Source organism: Micromonospora rubida (assembly GCF_009908295.1).
GTDB lineage: Bacteria > Actinomycetota > Actinomycetes > Mycobacteriales > Micromonosporaceae > Micromonospora > Micromonospora rubida.
Genome location: NZ_JAAALO010000001.1, coordinates 493,194 through 512,320, shown reverse-complemented (window position 1 = coordinate 512,320; position 19,127 = coordinate 493,194). Strand labels below are relative to the sequence as shown.

Sequence of the window (19,127 nt, the reverse complement as noted above, 5' to 3'; positions counted from 1 at the left end):
CGCCGGGCCTGCCGGGCCCGCCGGGCGGTGGCCGCCCCGGGTGTGCCGGCTCGCCGGATCGGGGGTCACGACGCCGCCCCGGCCCCGGCCTCCCGGCCGGAGCGGTTCGGCGCCGGGGGCAAGACGCGCAGCAGGTTCTCCCCGAGCAGCAGGGCCCGGTCCCCGTGGGGCACCCCGGCGAACACCTCCGGCCCGTGGACCACCCGGTCGAGCAGCCGCCGCATCCCGCCGGAGAGCTGGTTGAGGGGCCAGTCGGTGCCGAATATGATCTTGTGGTTGAGGCCCAGCCGGAACAGCCGGTTCAGCCGCGCCGGCCAGTCGCCGTCCGGCGTCCCCGCGAAGCCGCCCGTGTCCAGGTAGACGTTGCGCCGGTGCAGCGCCAGGTACGCGGTGACGTCCACGTGGCTGACCCCGCCGTGGCCGAGCACGAAGACCAGGTCCGGGAAGTCCCGGGCCGCCCGGTCGATCAGCAGCGGGTGGGCAAACGGGAAGCTCAGGCTGTGGGCGGTCGGTCCGATGTGCACGAACACCGGCATCCGTCGGGCCCGGCACTCCTCGTAGTAGGGGTAGAGGGCCGGGTCGGAGGGGGAGTACCCGCACGGCGGGTACAGCTTGAGCCCGTCGACGGCGTACCGGTCCGCCAGGTCGGCGAACTCCCGGGCGCCCCGCTCGCCCCGGCGCGGGTCCGCGCCCAGGTAGACCCAGAACCGGCCCGGATGGCGCTGCCGGATCTCGTGGTGCCGGCGGGCCATCGCGGCCAGGTCCAGCCGGCCCGCCATGACCATCCCGAAGTCGGGCACCAGCAGCACGGCCCGGGCCACCCCGGCGGCGTCCATCTCGGCCACCAGCCGGTCGGCGTCGTGGTCCTGGTGCTGGGCGAGGTACGAGTCGACCAGCGCCTCCCGGGCCGGCGCCCGGCCGACGGCGGCCAACCGCCGCCGCATGCTGTCGACGACGTCCTCGATGAACGCCCGGGGGACGAAGTCGGTGGACGCGACGTGGCAGTGGCCGTCGAGGATCATCGACCGAGGCAGTGGTCCAGCAGGGTGCGGATCGACGCGGTCGGCCCCGGCATGTAGGTGCTGAAGTCGAACGGCTTGCCGGTGCGTTCCTCCAGGTGGGACACGAACGCGACCATTCCCATCGAGTCGAGCAGCCCGTTGGCCAGCAACGGCGTGTCCAGGTCGACCTCGGCCGTCGACTCGTCCTCGTTCCAGGAACGGACCCACTCGATCAGTTCCGCGTGCAGCGCCTCGGTGTCGACGGTCACTGGTGGCCTCCCGGGGTGACGGCGGCGACGCTGTCGCCGACCAGACGAAGGGCGGTAGTCGCCATGATCATTTTCTGTACTGAGGGGCGGACGCCGGCGAAGACCGCGTCCGGGGTGAAGGCCGACAGCACCGCCGGCAGCGAGGTGGACATCCGGAACGACGGCCAGCAGGTGCCGAACAGGATCTTGTGGCTGATTCCGCTGCGGAACAGCCGGTTCAGGTGCTCCGCCCAGCCCTCCGCGGCGAGCATGGCCGGGAACTGGCTGACGTCCAGGTACACGTTCGGCCGGTGGGCGCACAGGTACGACGCCTCCTCGACGTGCGTGACGCCGCCGTGGCCGAGGACGAAGTCGACCCCCGGGAAGTCCCGCGCGGCCTGGTCCACCAGCAGCGGCGGCCCGAGGGTGAAGTCCAGCGGGGCCCAACCCGGGCCGGTGTGGGTCAGCACCGGCAGGCCGCGGGCCGCGCAGATCTCGTAGTACGGGTACAGCCGGCGGTCGCTCGGGGAGTACCCGGCCGGCGGGTACAGCTTCATCCCGGCGAACCCGTGGTCGGTGACGTGCCGCTCGAACAGGGCGGGGCCGTCCGGCCCGGCGCGCGGGTCGACGCCCCAGAAGACCCGGAACCGCCCCGGGTGGCGGCGGCACACCGCGGCGTGCAGGCGGGCCAGCTCGGCCGGGGGCAGGGCCCGGGGGGAGACGTGCGAGAAGTCCGCCGCCACCAGGAAGGCCAGCGACACACCGGCGGAGTCCATCTCGGCGACCAGCCGGTCGCCGTCGTGGTCGGAGTGCAGGGCCAGCAGCCGGTCGGTGACCGGGCCGAGGCCGACGTCCCGGCCGTGCGCCCTCAGCCGGTGGTGCATGTTGGTGGCCTGCTCCTCCAGGTACTCCCGGGGGATGACCCGGTCGCTGGCGAGCACCACGTGTGAGTCGACGATCATGCGGAGCGGGCCCCAGCGGTGAGCGGGCCGGCGTCGGCCTGCCCGGCGAACCAGTCGGCCGCCGCGGTCCGGCTCAGCTTCATGTTGGCGGTCAGGAACCGGCGGTCGCTGCGCAGCGGCTCGGCGCTGAACGCCACGCCGCTGATCCGCTGGTGCCCGTCGAGGCGCTCGTTGACCCGGGCGACGCCGTCGCGGATCGCGGCCCGCTCCCCGTCGCCGTCGACGACCGGGGTGACGATCGCGCCCAGCCGCTGCGCGGGGGTGGACACCACGATCAGGTCGGCGATCCCCGGCACGCCCGCGAACAGCCCCTCGATCTCCGCCGGGTGCACCTTGCGGCCGTTGCCCAGGGTGATGACGTCCTTCTTGCGCCCCACCAGGGTCAGGAAGCCGTCCGGGTCGAGCCGGCCGTAGTCGCCGGTGACGATCGCGCCGTCGGGGCGGAACGTCTGCGCCGCGACCGCCGGCTCCACGTCGAAGTAGCCGAGGCTCAGCGGCGCCGGCCGGTGGATCAGCAACTCGCCGTCGGGCAGGAAGGTGACCGCGTCCGGGTCGATGAGCCGGCCCACCGTGCCGACCCGTTGGGCGTCCTCGGTGTTCCAGGCGATCATCCCGCTCTCGGTCATCCCGTACGCCTCCAGCAGCCGGACCCCGGCGGCCCGGAAGCCGTCCAGGGTGGCCCGGGAGATCGGCGCCATTCCGGTGATCATGAAGCGAATCCGGCCGCCGAGGAACTCCCCGAGCGGCGTCCCGGCCGCCGTGCGGGCGTGCAGTTGCAGGACGGTGTCGTAGAACACCGGAGGCGCGATGACGAAGGTCGGCCGCTCCTGCCGGATCGCGGCGAAGACCCGCTGGTACGGCGAGAGCACCAGGTCCGCGCCCACCCACAGGCAGCAGTAGACCGACAGCCGCTGCTGGTAGTTGGCCAGCGGCAGGAAGATCAGGTGTCGGTCCGCCGGGGTGACCGCGAAGCTGTCGACGAAGCGGTTGATCACGTACTCGGTGCCCGCCCGGCTGATCCGCAGCCCCTTGAGCGCGCCGGAGGTGCCCGAGGAATAGACCAGGCTGTGCAGGTCGCCGGGAACCTCCTCGGCCGGTGGCGCGGGCTCGGCGCGGTGCACGGCGTCGCCGTCGACGAGCACCGCCAGCCCGTGCCGGGCCGCGAACGCCGCCCGGTCGTCGATCTCGGTCTCGTCCGGGAACGCCTGCACCACCGCCCCCACCGCTAGGGCGGCGAGGTCCCAGGTCACCCAGTCGATGCTGTTCGACGCCCGGATGCCGATCCGCCGGCCGGCGCCCACCCCGGCGTCGCGCAGCCAGCGCGCCCGGTCCTCGACGGCCACGCCCAGCTCCGCGTGGGTCAGCTCCCGCCGCCCCCCACCGGTGTCGATCTCCACGATCCGCGCGGTCTCGCGGTGGCGGTACCGGGCCGTCAGTTCTGCCAGGTTCATGGTCACGTCCTCGCCGTCGTCGTCTCGGCCGCGCCGGTACGCCGGCCGAGCTGGGTGAGCAGGGTGTGCAGCCGGTCGGTGACGAAGGGGCCGAGCTGCCCGGCCAGCAGCGGCTCGTACGCCCCGGAGCCGGTGTCCCAATCCACGCGTACCTCCACGGCGCACCGGTCCTCGTCGCCCTCGACCGGACGCACCCGCACCGAGCGGTCCAGCCGGCGCCACAGCCAGTCCGGCACCGCCCGCAGGTCGACGCCCTCCGCCGTCGGCTCGACCCGGTCGCCCCAGACCACCCGGTCGTGGCCCAGGGTGCCCGCGAACTCCTCCTCCAGGCCCGGCCCGGTCTCCCGGTCGGCGTCCAGCGCGAAGGGGTCGAGCAGGTGCGGCCGGCGGCGCAGCAGCGCCCGCAACCGCCCGGGCGACGCCGCCAGCACCGCGCTGCGCATGACCGGGGAACAGGGCACGGTCGGCCGGTCCGCGCCCGCCGGCCGCCGCGCGTCGACCTCGGCGACCACCATCTCCAGCACGTCCAGCCCGCGCGCCAGGTCGGCGGCGGAGATGACCATCGGCGGCTGCACCCGCAGCACCCGGTTGTGGTACAGCGAGTAGGTCGAGGTGACCCCGTGCCGCAGCAGCAGGCTGAGCACCATTCCGCCCAGCGACTCGTCGTGGAACTCCAGGCCGTGCATCATGCCGACGCCGCGGTGCGCGGCCAGCACCGCCGGGTGTCGCTCGACCAGGGCGGTGAGCCGGTCGGTGATGGTTTCCCCGTGCGCGTCGACCCCGCGCAGGAACGACTCGTCGGTGGCGATGTCGATGGCCACCGAACCCACCCGGCAGCACAGCGGGTTCCCGCCCAGGCTGGAGCCGAAGGTCGACGGCAGGGCCCGCAGCGTCCGCCAGACATCCGCGCTGCCCAGCACCGCCGAGATCGGCAGCACGCCCCCGCCGAAGGCCTTGCCGATGCAGACCAGGTCGGGGGTGACGCCGAAGCGCTCGTGGGCGAAGAACGTGCCGCAGCGGCCGAACGCCGTCTGCATCTCGTCCAGGATCAGCAGCGCCCCGGCCTCGTCGCAGATCCGGCGCACCTCGGTCAGGTAGCCGGGGTCGGGCACGATCACCCCGCCCTCGGCCTGCACCGGCTCCAGCAGCACGGCCGCCGTGTCGCCGTCCACCGCGTCGGCGAGGGCGGCTACGTCGTTGAAGGGCACCTGGCGGAACCGTTCCAGGAACGGGCTGAACAGCGCGGCGTGCTCCGGCCGGCCGGAGGCGCTCAGCGCGGCGAGGGTCTTGCCGTGGAAACAGTCGACCGCGGTGACGAAGCCGGAGCGCCCGGTCGCCGCCCGGGCCAGCTTCAGCGCGTTGTCGATGCTCTCCCCGCCCCCGTTGGCCAGGTAGGAGTACGGCAGCCGGCCGCCGGTCAGCTCGGCCAGCCGGCTGGTCAGCCGGATCTGCTCCTCCTCGAAGAGGATCTTGGTGCTGTTCAGTCGGCCGGTCGCGAGCTGGTCGGCGACGGCCTCGACGATCCGCGGGTGGGAGTAGCCGAAGGACTGGTTGCCGTACTGGTCGAACAGGGCCAGCAGTTGGTTGCCCGCGCCGTCGCTGACGTGGGCGCCAGAGCCGGGCCCCTGCACCCCGCAGCCCATCACGAAGGACATCGTGGAGTAGGTGGGATGGTTGTGGGCCGTCTTCGCCTCGGCCAGCAGCTGACGATCTGTGCGCAACCCTCGTCCTTCCCTTCGGCGCTAGCGGGCGCCGGCGTACGAGTCGTAGTCGGCGAAGAAGTACTGGAGCAGGCGGTTCTGTCGGCCGGGCCCGGTGCGCGAGAGGCGAACCGCCGCGGGCAGGTCGAGGTAGGCCACCGCGCTCAGGGGCGACCCGGCGAACCGCTCGTCGGGGTACGGCTCGCCCAGCGGCACGAAGCCCAGCTCCAGGTAGAAGTCCCGGAGCCGGCCGGACTCGCCGTCGACGAAGAAGTCCCCGATGACGTGGGTGGCCGCGAACCGGGACACGCTGTGCACCAGCGCCTCCCGCATCAGCCCCATCCCGATGGACTGGTTGCGGATGGTCGGCAGGGTCATCAGGTGGCCGAACTCCACCAGCCGATGGCCGGGCCGCAGCGCGCCGAGGTCCACCACGTCCTCGCAGGGCAGCCCGGCCTCCTGGTCGGGGATCACCTTGACCGTGCCGACCGCCCGGTCGCCCGCGACCGCCAGGATGTAGTGCGCGTACGGGTCGAAGCGGTCGAAGGTGGCCTCGGTGTCGGTGGCGTCGAGCAGCCGTCCCTGGTCTCGGACGTAGACCTCGTCGCGCAGCCGCAGCACGGCGGCCCGGTCGGCGGGCGACTCGGCCAGCTGGAACGTCACCGGCGGTGACGGCGGGGCGCTCACCGGCGCACCAGGGTGCGGAAGAAGTCGACGTAGCTCGGGTGGAAGTGCAGCAGCCGGTGCCGCACCTGCCGGTGCAGGTCGGGCAGCCGCTCGATCGGCAGGTTCGGCATCAGGTGGTGCTCGACGTGGAAGTTGTTGCCGTTGGTGAACCAGGTCATCAGCCGGTTCGACCGGATCGTGCGGGTGTTGGCGAACGGGTCCTCGTTCAGCGTCTCGCACCGGAAGTGCTCGGGCAGCTCCACGGTGGCGTGCACCGGCCCGGCCACCAGCAGCAGCGGGGCCAGCCACAGCCATCCCACCAGCGCCGACCCGACCAGCGCCGACACGGCGGTCAGGGCGACCAGCGTGGCCACGACGAGCAGGTGCTCGTGTCGGATCCGGCGGGAGGTGGTGGCGGTCTCCCCGGGGTGGTCGGCCCCGCGCAGCGCCCGCCCGGCGTCGACCAGGAACATCCCGTAGTGGTGCAGCATCGAGAACCGGACCAGCCAGTCCCGCCCCACCCGCGTCCGCGATCGGGGCCGGTCCGCGCCGTACTGGTCGCCGTAGTCGAAGAACTCCCGGTTCGCCGGGGTGCCCAGGTCGCGGTGGTGGCGCAGGTGGGTGGCCCGGTAGGCCGAGAAGGAGATGAGCATCGGCAGGCCCAGCAGCACCCCGGCCCACCGGTTGGCCCGCCGCCCCCGGAAGCCGAGCCCGTGCAGCGTCTGGTGCTGCAACTCCGCGGCGTGCGCGAACATGCAGCCGAGCAGGATCACCCCCGGCACCCGGGCCGCCAGGTGCGGCCGGGTGGCCAGCACCGCGCCGATCCCGGTGAGCAGGGCGCACAGCGCCAGCTTCAGGGCGAACCGGCGGCCGTCGACCTCGGTGCGCAGGTGCCCGAGCGTGTTTCGTACGTCGGCCCGGGTGGCCGCCCCGGGCCGGACGCCGGTCGCGTCACCCCCCGGCCCGGGGCTGGCCGGTGGAACGCGGGTCTGGTCATCGGTGGTCTTCACGGTCTGCCGTCTCCTCCTGCCGTCGCCTCGGCTGCCCCGGCCCGGCCGTCGGCGGCGTCGGCGGCCAGGGCGTCGGTCAGCGCCGCGCCGAGCGGCTCCAGCGGCCAACCCGGCCGGTCGCCGTCGATGCTCTGCTCGCGGATCCGGCCCGCGGCGTACTTGCTCCAATCGGGCCCCGGTGGCGCGTCCGCCTCCCCGCCCCGGCGCGTCGTCAGCACCAGCAGGTCTCCGGTGAACCGGCCCGGCACGAACTCGTGGGCCAGCCGGCTGAGCTGCTGGAACGCCTCGGCGTGCCGCTCCACCGTGGACGCGTCCACGGCGCTGAGCCCACCGCCCCGGCCGCGCAGCGCCGCGGCGACGTCCGCCGGCCCTGGCGCCTGCCCGACGGCGGCAGTGCCGTAGTGCGCGAGGACCGCCCGTAGCGCGCCGTCGGCGGTCAGCGCCCGGGGCGGGTGCGTCTCGTCCGGCGGGTAGCTGTCCAGCACCGCCAGCAGGCCCACCTCCTCGCCGGCCGCCCGCAGCGCGACCGCCACCTGGTAGGCCAGGTGACCGCCGAGCCCCACGCCGACCAGCCGGTACGGCCGGCCGGCACCGGCCGCGAGGACCAACTCGGTGTACGCGGCCACCAGGTCGTCGAAGCCGGCGTCCGGGGTCAGCCCGCCCTGGAGCCCGTGCACCGGGAGGTCCGCCGGCAGGTGGGCGACGAGCCGGCGGTACGGCCACACCCGGCCGTCGTCGCCGGGCAGGCAGTACAGCGGCGGCTGGTCGCCGGCCGGCCGCAGCGGTACGAGGACGGCGGCCCCGCGGGACGGCACGGGCAGCCGGTCGACGTGGGCCGCCAGCGCTCCCACGGTCGGGTGTCGGAACAGGTCCCGTACCGACAGCTTGACCGCGAGCATGGCCCGGACCCGGCCGACCAGCCGGGTGGCGGAGAGCGAGTGCCCGCCCAGGTCGAAGAAGCTGTCTCCGGCACCGACCGTGGGGACGCCGAGCAGGTCGGTGAAGAGCCCTGTCAGCACCTCCTCCGCGTCGGTGCGGGGTGCGGCCACCGGCGGGGCGTCCGCCACGGTGAAGGGGTCCGGCAGCGCCGTCCGGTCGAGCTTGCCGCTGGCGTTGCGCGGCAGGTCGGCCAGCACCGCGACCACCCCGGGCACCAGGTGGGCCGGCAGGACCTCGGCAAGACCGGAGCGGATCCGCCCGGGGTCGACCGTCGCCCCGGCCTCGGCCACCACGTACCCCACGAGCTGCCGATTGCCGGCCCCGTCGTCGCGGATCGTCGCGGCGGCGCGGGCGACCCCGGGCCGGCGGACCAGCGCCGACTCCACCTCGCCCAGCTCGATGCGGAAGCCGCGCAGCTTGACCTGGCCGTCGTCGCGGCCGGCGAAGACCAGCTCGCCATCGGCGTTCCAACGGGCCAGGTCGCCGCTGCGGTACATCCGGGCCCCGTCGCCGGCCGGGACGAACGGGTCCGGCAGGAAGCGCTCTTCGGTGAGTGCCTCGGCGCCCCGGTAACCCAGCGACACCCCGGCGCCGCCGATGTACAGCTCGCCCACCGCGCCGGCGGGGACGAGCGCCCGGTGCTCGTCGAGCAGGTAGACCCGGAGGTTGCGCAGCGGCGTGCCGATCGGGGGCGACTCCGCCTGCCCGGCGGACAGCGGCTGGCTCATCGCGGTGGAGACCGTGGTCTCGGTGGGGCCGTACCCGTTGATCAGCCGGCACACCGGGGCGAAGCGCTCGACCACCGTCGGCGCGGACAGTTCGCCGACGATGGAGACGGTGGTGCCGTCGGGCAGGTCGTCCGGGGACAGCACGTCGAGCACCGACGGCGCCAGGACGAGGTCGTTGAGCCGCTGCTCCCGGATCAGGGCGGCCAGTTCGGGGCCGGGGGTCAGCCGCTCGGCCGGCGCGGTCACCAGGGTGCCGCCGACCAGGACGGACTGGGTCATCTCCCCGACGAAGGCGTCGAAGCTGGCCGAGGCGAACTGGAGGGTCCGGCCGCCGGGGCCGGAGCCGAGCCGGTCCACCATGGCCGCGGTCAGGTTGACCACGCCCCGGTGGCGGACCACCACCCCCTTGGGCCGGCCGGTGGAGCCGGAGGTGTAGATCAGGTACGCCGGCTGCCACGGCGAGGTCGGCAGGGTCCGGTCGCGGTCGGTCAGCCGGCCGCCGTCGAGCACCGCCAACCGCTCGGCGAGCACCGGGTCGTCGAGCCGCAGGTGCGGCACGGACAGCGCCGTGCCGAGGTCGGCGGTCTCGGCGCGCAGCAGCAGCAGGCTGGGCGTGGCGTCGGCGACCATGAACGACAGCCGGGCGACCGGGTAGGCGGGATCGAGGGAGAGGAAGGCCGCGCCGGACTTCAGCACGGCCAGCACGGCGGTGATCAGGTCGGCCGAGCGGGGCAGGGCCAGGGCCACCACCTGGCCGGGCCCGACGCCCCGTTCGACGAGGTGCCGGGCGAGCCGGTCGGCCCGCTCGTCCAGCTCCCGGTACGACAATGTGGTCGTGCCGTCGTCCAGCGCGGGGGCGTCGGGCGTGCGGTCCGCCCAGTCCTCGAACAGCTGGTGCATGCCGATCGGCGGGATGTCGTGGACCGGCCCGCGCCCCCAGTCCAGCAGGCGTTCCCGCTCCGCCTCGTCCACCAGCGGGAGCCGGTCGACGGCCTCGCCCGGGTCGGCGGCGGCTGCGGCGCCCAGAAAGAACAGGAGCCGGCGCAGGTGCTCGTCGAGGTCCCGGGGCGGGTGGGCGGCGGAGTCCGCGTCGAACAGCAGTTCGGTGTCTCCGTCGGGGAGCTGGAAGAAGACGATCGAGGCATCGTCGATGTCGGGCAGCGACAGGGTGCGGACCGCCGCCGGGTGCCCGGCGAAGCGCAGCTCGGCGGCGGAGCCCATGACGTTGACGACGGCGCCCCAGAACGCCCGGCCCTGACCCGTGCGGCCCAGGTCGCGGGCGAGCAGGGCGGCCGGGTACCGGCTGTGCATGAGCCCGGCGCGCAGCTCCGAGCCGACCCCGGCGACGAAGTCGGCGAGGCTGGTGCCGGCGGGTAGCCCCACCCGTAGCGGGATCGCGTTGGTGGTCATGCCCGGCACGTCCCGCTCGGCGCGGCTGGTGCGGCCGGTGACCGGCAGCCCGAGCAGGACCTCATCCTCGCCGGTCATCCGGGCCACGTAGGCCGTGGCGAGACCGATCGCCAGCTCCGACCATCCGACGCCCAGCCGCCGGGCGCACGCATGCATGGTGGCCATCAGGTCGGGGCCGAGCCGGGCGCGGCGCCGGATCACCGGGCCGCCACGCGGCCCGCGCCGGCCACCCAGGCGGGTCGGCTCGCGGCGGTCGGGGAGACGTCGCAGCCAGTGCCGCCGGTCCCGGTCGAGCCGGGCGGAGGCCAGGTACGACGCCTCGCCGTCGAGCAGGACGCGGAACGGGGGCGGCGGCGGGCCGGGGTCGCCACCGGTGATCAGCGCGGTGTACGTGGCGGCCGTGCGCCGGTGCAGCTGGGCCAGGCTCCAGCCGTCGACGGTCAGGTGGTGCACCCGCCGGTAGAGGACCCAGCGCTCGGGTGCCAGCCGGAGCAGGGCGGTGGTGCACAGGTCAGTGCCCAGCGGGTCGACGGGCGCGGCCAGGTCGTCGGCCATCCACCGCTGCGCCGCCGCCTCCGGGTCGGCCTCGTCGCCGAGGTCGACCAGGCGCAGGGGGGTCGACGCGTCCGGGTCGACGTACTGGGCGGGTCCCTGGTCGGTGACGGTGAAGCGCAGCCGCAGTGCCTCGCACTCACGCTCGACCCGGCGGTGCGCCTCGGTCATGGCGGCGACGTCGACCGGGCCGGGGATGTCGATCCGGTCGGCGATGCTGTAGGACGCCCCGGTGGCGTTCAGTGACTCCGCGAACCAGATGCCGGACTGGGCGCCCAGCAGCGGCCGGGCCTCCCTGTCGTGGTCGAACAACACCGACGCCTCCCCAGTAGCCGTTCGTGTTCCCCCGAGTTCGCTCCGCACAGACCCATGAGGTAACACGGCACTTGCGGCAGCGGCAAATATCTATTTCCTCGCATGTTTCCGCCCGCCGTGGCTGGTTGTTTCAGGATTGCCTGGCGAGTTTCGGCGGCTCCGGTCCCGTGTGAGGTGAAGGTGGCCGAGTCCGCGAGGAAATAACTGCGCGAATTCTTCTGGTCCGGAGGTGGTCGTCGATGGGTTCTGGTGCCCGGCGCGAGGCTCGAAAGGCGTCGTAGCTGTGCTAGCGCAGCGGCCGGGTGGGGTGGCCCGACCGCCGCGTCGGTCAATCAACCGATCTTTTGCACATCACCAGCCGTCAATTCAAGGATGTGAAAATTGGCGTCCCGAGACGATCTTGATAAGCTATTATGCAGATGTGTACGCTTCGGCCGTGATGGCTAACGGGGACGGGGTAAAGGGTTTTGCCGAGGAGTTCCGGATGTTGGAACCGCATCTCGACGAACGCCAGCGGCGGCTGGTGCTCGCGGCGCGGGCCCGCTCCCTCGGCCGCGGGGGTATCGGGCGGATCGCCCTGGCGGCGGGGGTGCACCCGAGCACGGTCTCCAAGGGCATCGAGGAACTGGAGTCGCCGGGGGCCCCGTCGCGCCGGGCCCGCCGGCCGGGCGGCGGTCGCAAGCGGCTCACCGAGACCGACCCCGGCCTGATGACGGCCCTGGTGGGCCTCATGGAACCCCGGGGGCAGCCCCGTCCGGTGCTGCAGTGGACCACCCGGTCCACCCGGCGGCTCGCCGAGGAGCTGGCGGGCCGGGGGCATCGCGTCTCGGCGTGGTCGGTCAGCCGCCTGCTACGCGAGGCCGGCTTCCGGCTGTCGAGCAGTTCCCGGCCGCTGGTGGCCAGCCAGCGGTTCGATCGGGACGCCCAGTTCCACCGGGTCAACGAGCAGATCGACGGCTGGCTGGTAGCGGGCCAGCCGGTCGTCGTGATCACCATGCGGCGGCAGCGGCCGGCGGCCGGGGCCGGGCCGGCGGACGAGTCGGCGCTCGGCGGCCGGCGGGCCGAGCCGGGCCGGCCCGTGGGCCCACCCCGGCCGGCTGGCCCCGCGACGGGGCTGCCGACCGTCGGCGCGGAGGGGGGCGTCGGCTGGGCCGACCAGCCCGCCGATCACGGCACCTCCGCCGTCGCCCTGGCCACCGTCCGAGGCTGGTGGAGCGAGTCCCGGCAGCGGGCCCGTCAGCTACTGCTCGTCGCCGACGTCGCCGGAACCCTCGGCGCGTCGTGGCGGACCGGGCTCACCCGGTTCGCCCGCGAGATCGACGCGGCCGTCTGCGTGTCGCACCTGCCGGCCAACACGATGCGCTGGAACCGTGGGGAGGACCAGGTGCGCTCCACCGTCCTGCTCAGCCCGCCCGGTGCCGTGCCCAGCCGGCACGAGGTGGAGCTGCGGGTCATTGCCGAGTCGGGCGTGCGCCGCCCGGCGGCCCGGCCTCCCGACCCACAGGGGCCGCCGGCCTGGAACTACCTCGTCGAGGCGTGACCGTCCCGCAGGTGCGAAGTCGGGCGGGAGCGCTTCGATCAGGGTGTCTGGGGGTTCCTGGCGTGGGCGCGCGCCACGGCAGGGATGCCTCCCGGCGCCTATGGAGCTGAGCCGGATACGACATCAGCCACGTCCGCCGCGTTCGGCGACCGCCGGCGACGACCCGACGGGGCGGTGGGTAACGCGACGGCGGTGGCCCGACCGGCAATGACCCTGATTCCTCCGCGCCTCGTCAGTTCGCCGCCGTCCGGGTCGCCGTTTTCGGCCGGCCGTCGCTCGGCGCCACCACGGCCGCCGAAAACGGCACGCCGTCGAGAGTGGACCTTGCGCGCGCGGCGACCGGGACGGAGCCGGCAGGATTTGCCGGCACCCGATCTGTGAACCGGAACGCCAATGTGCACGTTCCGTGACGCCGGGGCGGGGAACCGCGTCAGGAATCGCGGCGATGTGCCGCACGCGATTCCCCGTCGGAGCGACTGTCGAGTGACCTGCGCCACGTTACTGCCCGTTGCCATTTTTGGGTTCGCTGCGGCAAAAGGACGGCACGGGTGGGTGTCCGGGGCCGCCCGACATCGCGATTGCACGGACGGCGCGTCGGGCACGGCGAACGGGAGGCGATTACGCTGCGGCGTCGGAGAAATGCGGCGCCGGGGCGGTCCGCCACCGATGCCTGCGACACGTGTGCGACACGCCGATGACGGGGAGACACCGTCGCGTTGCGGACAGTAGGCTCCCCCGTGGCTGCCGACCGTAGCGGGCGGTCCGGAGCCAGCTCTCCGGGAGGGTCCGTGGAGAAAGCCGTCCGCCAACGCCGAGCGCCCGACCAGACCCCGCCGGCCGACCCCGTCGCCCCGGCCGACCCTGTCGCCCCGGCCGACCCTGTCACGCCGGCCGACCCTGTCACCCCGGCCGACCCTGTCACGCCGGCCGACCCCGTCACGCCGGCCGACCCCGTCACGCCGGCCGAGGGCCCGCCAACTGACGGCGTCGAGGCGTCGACCCTGCCCGAGCTGGAGGACCGGGCGTGGATGCACCACGCGAACGACTTCGCCCACACCAGCTTCTGGGCGGTGGCCCGTCGGCTGCCCCGGCTGGTCCGCGAGGCGATCGCCCTGGCCTGGGCGACCAGCCGCCGGGACACCGCCGCGTCCATCGGGCTGAACGTCGCCGCCGGGGCGATGACCACCCTCGGCCTGCTGGCCACCACCGGCGTGCTGCGCGAGCTGTTCGCGGCCGGCCCCACGCCGGACCGGATCCGGGGGGCCCTGCCGGCCCTGGCGCTGACCGCCGCCGCCGTGATGGCCAAGGGCGGGCTCACCATCGCCGCCGGCTGGGCGCAGGCCCGGCTCACCCCGCAGATCAACTATCAGGTCGAGCTGCGGCTGTTCGAGGCCACCACGGCCGTCGACCTGGCCGCGTTCGACGACGCCGGGTTCGCCGAGGAGATGGACCGGGCCCGGGAGCGCGGGGTGACCGAGGCGGCCTGGATCGTCGACCACACCGTCAACCTGATCACCGGCGTGGTCGGGGTGCTGGCCACCGCGACGGCGGTCACCGTGATCCAGCCGCTGCTGCTGCCCTGCCTGCTGCTCGCCGCGGTGCCCGAGGCGGCGACCGCGGTGAAGATCGCCCGTCGGCAGTACCTGGAGATGCTGGCCAGGATCAACCGGCGTCGCCGAATGTCGATGTTGGCCAACCTGATGGCCAACCGGCACACCGCCGCCGAGGTCCGGGCGTACCAGATGCGGGACTTCCTGCTCGGCGAGTACCGGGGGATGATGGCCACCGAGACGAGCGCCCTCCTGCGCCTGGTCCGCACCCAGACCCGGACCCGGGTGCTCGGCACGTCCGCCGCCGGCGTGGCCACCTTCGGCGTGTACGCCGTCCTCGCCGGCCTGCTCCTGACCGGAATGGTGGCGCTCGCCGCCGCCGCGACCGCGCTGATCGCCCTCCAGTCCGCGCGCTCCAACCTCGGAATCGCGGTTTTCGCCACCAACGCGCTCTACGAGGACGCCCTCTACTACCAGGACTACCGGGACTTCCTGGACCGGGCCCTCAGCCGGATCGGCCCCCGTGGCGACCAGCCGATCGACGGTTTCGACGCCATCGAGCTGGACGGGGTCAGCCTGCGCTACCCGGACACCGACAGCGCCGCCGTCGACGGGGTGAGCCTGACCGTCCACCGGGGACAGGTGGTCGCCCTGGTCGGCGAGAACGGCTCGGGGAAGTCCACCCTGGCCAAGCTCATCGCCGGCCTGTACCGGCCGACCGGCGGGGCGATCCGCTGGGACAACGTGGACGCCGCCGAACTCGACCCCCGTCAGGCCGGCGCGCACGTCGCGGTGCTCACCCAGGACTGGTGGAAGTTTCCGTTCACCGCCGGCCAGAACATCCGCGTCGGCCGGCACGACCGGGCGGCCGGGGGGCCGAGTGTGCAGGACGCCGCCCGGGCCGCCGCCGCCCACGACATGATCATGGACCTGCCGTTCGGGTACGACACCCTGCTGGACCGCGAGTTCAAGGACGGCCACGACCTCTCCGGCGGCCAGTGGCAGCGCCTCGTCGCCGCCCGTGGCCTGTACCGGGACGCCCCGCTGCTGATCTGTGACGAGCCCTCGGCGGCGCTGGACGCCCGGGCCGAGCACGCCCTCTTCCAGCACCTGCGCCGCCGTCCCGACCGGGCGGTCGTGCTGATCACCCACCGGCTGGCCAACGTCCGGCACGCCGACCAGATCTTCGTGATGGAACGCGGCCGGCTGGTCCAGCGCGGCACGCACGACGAGCTGATCGCCGCGGACGGGCTCTACCGCGAGCTGTTCCACCTCCAGGCCAGCGGGTACCTCGCCGCCGCCGGGGAGGCCGGCGACCCCGCCCCGGCTCCGCGCTGACCGACCCGTCCCCTGCCGAAGCTCGTCCTCGGCCTCGTCGCCGCGTCGGCGCGCGTCACCTGGCAACTCGACGTCGCCGGCCCGGTCGCCGGCCCGGTCAGCAGACCGTGACCGGGTGTCGGACGACGCCGTCGAAGAGGTATCCGAGGTCGTTGGGCCGGGCCCGGTCCGGCTGGTCGGCTCCCGTGACGTCGGTGGCCCGCGCCCGCAGCGTCGCCGGCCCAGGCCCCGCCGGCAGCCAGCGCGCCGTCCACCGTTGCCATGGCCCGCCCGCGTCCTCGGCGACCAGTTCGGCCGGCCGCCAGCCGTCGTCGCCGGTGTGCACCTGCACCGATCGGATCGGGCCAGCGCCCGACCAGGACCGGCCGCGCAGCAGCACCTCCGCGCCGGCCGGGACCCGGGCGTCCCAGGGCAGCTCGAAGGCGCTCTTCACCGACTGGGTGCCCAGCTCACCGCCGCCGTCGGGCTGGCCGGGGCCGAACATGCGGTAGAGCTGGGTGTTCCACGGCGAGAACAGCGGGGTGGTCGACACCTCCACCGGGCCGACCCACTTGATCGAGGAGATGCCGATCCAGCCCGGCACCACCACCCGCACCGGGAAGCCGTGGTCCGGCGGCAGCGGCTCGCCGTTCATCTCGTACGCCAGCAGCACGTCGTCGAGGGCCTTGCCGATCGGCAGCGGCCGGCGGACCCGGCCCAGGTTCACCCCGCCGGTGACATACTCCGGGTCCAGCCCCTCCGGCATCACGTCGACCGCCGCGTCGGTCAGCCCGGCCCGCCGCAGGACGGTGGACAGCCGCACGCCCCGCCAGTGCGCCACCCCGACGCCGCCCAGGCCCCACGCCACCCCGGGGGAGGGCCCGTCCTGCTGCCCGGCGAAGAACCGGCGGGCGTTGCCGGCGCACTCGACCAGCGCGGTGACCCGCTCGGCGGGCAGTCGACGCAGGTCGTCGTAGCCGAACTCGACCGGCCGGTCCCGGGTGGGCGTGCCGCGCAGGCCGTCGCCGAACAGGCTCAGCCGCCACGTCTCGGGGTCGATCAGCGGGGTGCGGGTGTGGTTGCGGACGAAGAACCGGTCGTTCGGCACGACGTGCCCCTGCCCGGCCATCGCCTCCCAGCGCATCTCGGCATTGGTGTCGTGCCGGGTGAACAGCCGGTCCGGCAGCGGCTTGACCATGCCCTGCCCGGTTGCGTCCCGCCCGGTGGCGTCCCGCCCGGTTGCGTCCCGCCCGGGGTCGGCGCCGACCGGGTCGGCCGCCACCGCGACCGGCTCGCGTTCGTCGGCGGCGGCGGCCAGGGCGGTCATCGCCGTGCCCAGCTCCAGCAGGTGGGGGCGGGGCACGCCTGCGCCCCGGGCCCGGCCGGCCAGCCACTGCCGGGCCCGTCGGGCGTCATGGTCGGCTTCGTCGTACGACAGGGGGTGCGGCATCGGGGGTCCCTCCGGCTCGGCGGCACGAACTCCTATTCAATCAGTAGGAGTTTTCGCCGGGGCGGCGCCGAGCGGGAACCGCCGTTCCTTCGGCCGAGCCCACCGGCGCCGCTCAGGTCGCCGCCGCCACGACGGTGATCACCCCCGCGACCACCAGCACCCAGGCCCAGAGCCGGTCCACGTTGAACCAGGCCCGCCGCAGCACCCCGACGCCGAGCACCTCGTACACCGCCACGGCGGCGGCCAGCGCCACGCCGAACATCGCCACCGTGTGCACCCCGGCGGCGGCCAGCCCGGGCAGCGCGCCGGCCGGGGCTGCCGACAACTGCCCGGCGTGCCCGGCATGCCCGCCGTGCCCGCCCGCCGCGGCCGGCTCGGCGAGCAGCACCGGCAGCAGCATCAGCCCGGCGCCGTGCGCCGACGACATGAGGAACGACCACCCGGCGAGCTGCGCGTTGGACGGCCGCATCCCGGCCCAGCGGAAGTGCTGCCGCGACAGCAGCTGCCACAGCCCGAACCCGACCAGCAGCACCCCGCCGACGATCGCCACGGTGGTGCTCGCCACGACCGACCTGGTGGCGCTGACCAGCGCGGCCACCAGGCCCACCGAGGCGAGGTGGCCCAGCGCGATGGGCAGCAGCGCCGTCACCAGCATCCGCCGGCTGCGCTCCTGAAGGCCCCGGCCCACCGCGAACAGCCAGCCCATGGCCGGGTTCAGCCCGTGGAACGCGCCGAGCCCGGCCAGCGCCAGCCAGGTCGTCCCGGTCACGGGAAGCAGTACGAGTCGGAGGACGCGTCGCCGCCCTGCAACCGGGTCTGGTGCACCCGCAACCCCCGGAACTCCTCCCCGCGCGGGAAGAACCGCGGGTCCGGGGCGAGCCCACCGGCGTCGGGGTCGACGTCCAGCTTGGCCAGCCAGGCGCCCACCCCGTCGGGGTAGAACTGGTCGTCCCACGAGCCGTAGAGGGAGTTGGACACGTACACCCGGCGGCCGTCGCGGCTGATCTCCACCATCTGCGGCCCGCCGGCGAGGGGCTCGTCGGGGAAACCCGGGTGGGGGGTGCGCCGCACGATGCCGCCGAGGTGCACCGACCCGGTCTGCACGGGGTGGAACGGGTCGCTGACGTCGTACTGGCGCAGCTCCCCGGTGCCCCAGCAGGAGACGTAGAGGTGCCTGTCGTCCACCGACAGGTCGATGTCGGTGACCAGCGGCGGGACCGCCCCGAACGGCTTGAGCAGGGCCGGCAGGTCGGCCGGGTCGGCCGGCTCGGCCGGGATGTCGATCACCTTGGTCACCGCCCAGGCGTCGCCGTCGCGGTGCCACAGCCACACCGAGGCCGACAGGTCCTCCACGTTGATCACCACACCGGCGAAGCCGTGCGTCTTCGTCGGGTCGTGCGCGGGGCGCAGCTCCAGGGCCATCTGGTACGCGTCGCCGAGGTCGACCCGCTGCACGTGCCGGCGCGTCGCCAGGTCCCAGAAGTGGATGGCGTGCCCGTACTTCCGCCCCAGCAGCAGCTCGCCGACGATGCCGTCCTCGATCATCGACGGGGTGCCCCACTCGCTGGTCACCAGCACGTCGTGGTTGAGGTGCCACCAGAAGTCGTACGCGAGGAACTGCGGCCCCCGGTCGGCCTCCCACGCCCGGCGGACCTCGAAGCTGGTGTGGTCGAGGATCGCGATGCCGCCGGGGCCCTCGGCGCCGTCGGCGCCGCCGAGGGCGGACAGGTAGATCCCGTCGGGGCCGCAGTGCACGGTGTGCGGCCGGGAGTAGCCGGCCCGCTCCGCCAACTCCTCCGGGCCGATCACCTTGACCAGTCTCGGGGCGCGCGGGTCGGGCTGGGTGTCGTACACGTGCACCCGCGACGAGCGCAGCCCGGGCACGATCAGGTAGCGCCGCTCGACGTGCGGGTGCGGCGCGGCCGGGCAGAGCGCGCTGCTGCACGCGTTCCACCCGAAGTGGTGCACCTCGTCGCCGGTGTTCGGCAGGTCGGTCCAGCCCACCACCCGCCCGTACGCGGGGGAGGCGGGGTCGGTGTCGAGGACCGCGATGGCGTCGGGGCGGGCCGCCGAGCGGTCGAAGGCGGCCACGTAGGCCAGCTTCTCGGCGGGGCCCCGGGCGGCGTCGCGGGGTGAGGGATAAAAGGACGGGTCGGGTGTCCAGCGGCTCATGGCTGCTCCTCCGGGGTCGGCGTGCCGGACCGGTCGCATCGACGCATGTCAGCGAGCGGAGACAGCCTACTGATCCGAGGGGGCGCTGTGGTTAACGCATCGTGCTGACTTCCGTG

13 protein-coding genes are annotated in these 19,127 nt (G+C 74.2%); 2 read left to right on the top strand and 11 right to left on the bottom strand.

Annotated elements, in window-relative coordinates:
* Positions 1–65: 65 nt before the first annotated feature.
* Genes GVV04_RS02165 through GVV04_RS02130 form a run of 8 tightly spaced genes read right to left on the bottom strand, consistent with a single transcriptional unit; the run spans position 66 to position 10,982 of the window.
* On the bottom strand, positions 66–1,022 hold the full coding sequence (locus GVV04_RS02165) for an amidohydrolase family protein (RefSeq protein ID WP_161684033.1): 957 nt from the start codon (positions 1,020–1,022) through the stop codon (positions 66–68).
* Positions 1,019–1,270 carry an acyl carrier protein gene (locus tag GVV04_RS02160; protein ID WP_161684032.1) on the bottom strand — a complete coding sequence of 84 codons (252 nt, stop codon included), beginning with the start codon at positions 1,268–1,270 and terminating at the stop codon, positions 1,019–1,021. The genes GVV04_RS02165 and GVV04_RS02160 overlap by 4 nt, the downstream gene beginning before the upstream one ends.
* Positions 1,267–2,211, bottom strand: a complete 945-nt coding sequence (locus GVV04_RS02155) for an amidohydrolase family protein (protein ID WP_161684031.1) — start codon at positions 2,209–2,211, stop codon at positions 1,267–1,269. The genes GVV04_RS02160 and GVV04_RS02155 overlap by 4 nt, the downstream gene beginning before the upstream one ends.
* A complete protein-coding gene (locus tag GVV04_RS02150) occupies positions 2,208–3,662 on the bottom strand; it encodes an AMP-binding protein (RefSeq protein WP_161684030.1) in 1,455 nt (484 codons plus the stop codon). Before GVV04_RS02150 ends, GVV04_RS02155 begins: the two co-directional genes overlap by 4 nt.
* A gap of 2 nt (positions 3,663–3,664) precedes the next feature.
* Positions 3,665–5,383, bottom strand: a complete 1,719-nt coding sequence (locus GVV04_RS02145) for an aspartate aminotransferase family protein (RefSeq protein ID WP_161684029.1) — start codon at positions 5,381–5,383, stop codon at positions 3,665–3,667.
* A 21-nt stretch (positions 5,384–5,404) separates the two neighbouring features.
* On the bottom strand, positions 5,405–6,049 hold the full coding sequence (locus GVV04_RS02140; RefSeq protein ID WP_161684028.1) for a GNAT family N-acetyltransferase: 645 nt from the start codon (positions 6,047–6,049) through the stop codon (positions 5,405–5,407).
* Positions 6,046–7,038 (bottom strand): fatty acid desaturase family protein, encoded by a 993-nt coding sequence (locus tag GVV04_RS02135; RefSeq protein WP_161684027.1) that lies wholly within the window; start codon positions 7,036–7,038, stop codon positions 6,046–6,048. Before GVV04_RS02135 ends, GVV04_RS02140 begins: the two co-directional genes overlap by 4 nt.
* Positions 7,035–10,982, bottom strand: coding sequence for a non-ribosomal peptide synthetase (locus GVV04_RS02130; RefSeq protein ID WP_161684026.1), 3,948 nt, complete (start codon positions 10,980–10,982; stop codon positions 7,035–7,037). Before GVV04_RS02130 ends, GVV04_RS02135 begins: the two co-directional genes overlap by 4 nt.
* A gap of 484 nt (positions 10,983–11,466) precedes the next feature.
* Between GVV04_RS02130 and GVV04_RS02125 the strand changes: the two genes are divergently transcribed.
* Complete coding sequence (locus tag GVV04_RS02125) at positions 11,467–12,522, top strand: ISAzo13-like element transposase-related protein (protein ID WP_161684025.1); 1,056 nt, start codon at positions 11,467–11,469, stop codon at positions 12,520–12,522.
* Between the two features lie 788 nt (positions 12,523–13,310).
* Positions 13,311–15,410 (top strand): ABC transporter ATP-binding protein, encoded by a 2,100-nt coding sequence (locus GVV04_RS02120; RefSeq protein ID WP_328822157.1) that lies wholly within the window; start codon positions 13,311–13,313, stop codon positions 15,408–15,410.
* A 97-nt stretch (positions 15,411–15,507) separates the two neighbouring features.
* Here the strand turns inward: GVV04_RS02120 and GVV04_RS02115 are convergent, their stop codons facing one another.
* The 3 genes from GVV04_RS02115 to GVV04_RS02105 form a co-directional block, all read right to left on the bottom strand.
* A complete protein-coding gene (locus GVV04_RS02115; protein ID WP_161684024.1) occupies positions 15,508–16,839 on the bottom strand; it encodes a sulfite oxidase in 1,332 nt (443 codons plus the stop codon).
* A 112-nt stretch (positions 16,840–16,951) separates the two neighbouring features.
* Positions 16,952–17,608: a hypothetical protein gene (locus GVV04_RS02110; protein WP_161684023.1), complete on the bottom strand. Its 657-nt coding sequence runs from the start codon at positions 17,606–17,608 to the stop codon at positions 16,952–16,954.
* Positions 17,605–19,011: a selenium-binding family protein gene (locus tag GVV04_RS02105; protein WP_161684022.1), complete on the bottom strand. Its 1,407-nt coding sequence runs from the start codon at positions 19,009–19,011 to the stop codon at positions 17,605–17,607. Before GVV04_RS02105 ends, GVV04_RS02110 begins: the two co-directional genes overlap by 4 nt.
* Between the last annotated feature and the right edge of the window lie 116 nt (positions 19,012–19,127).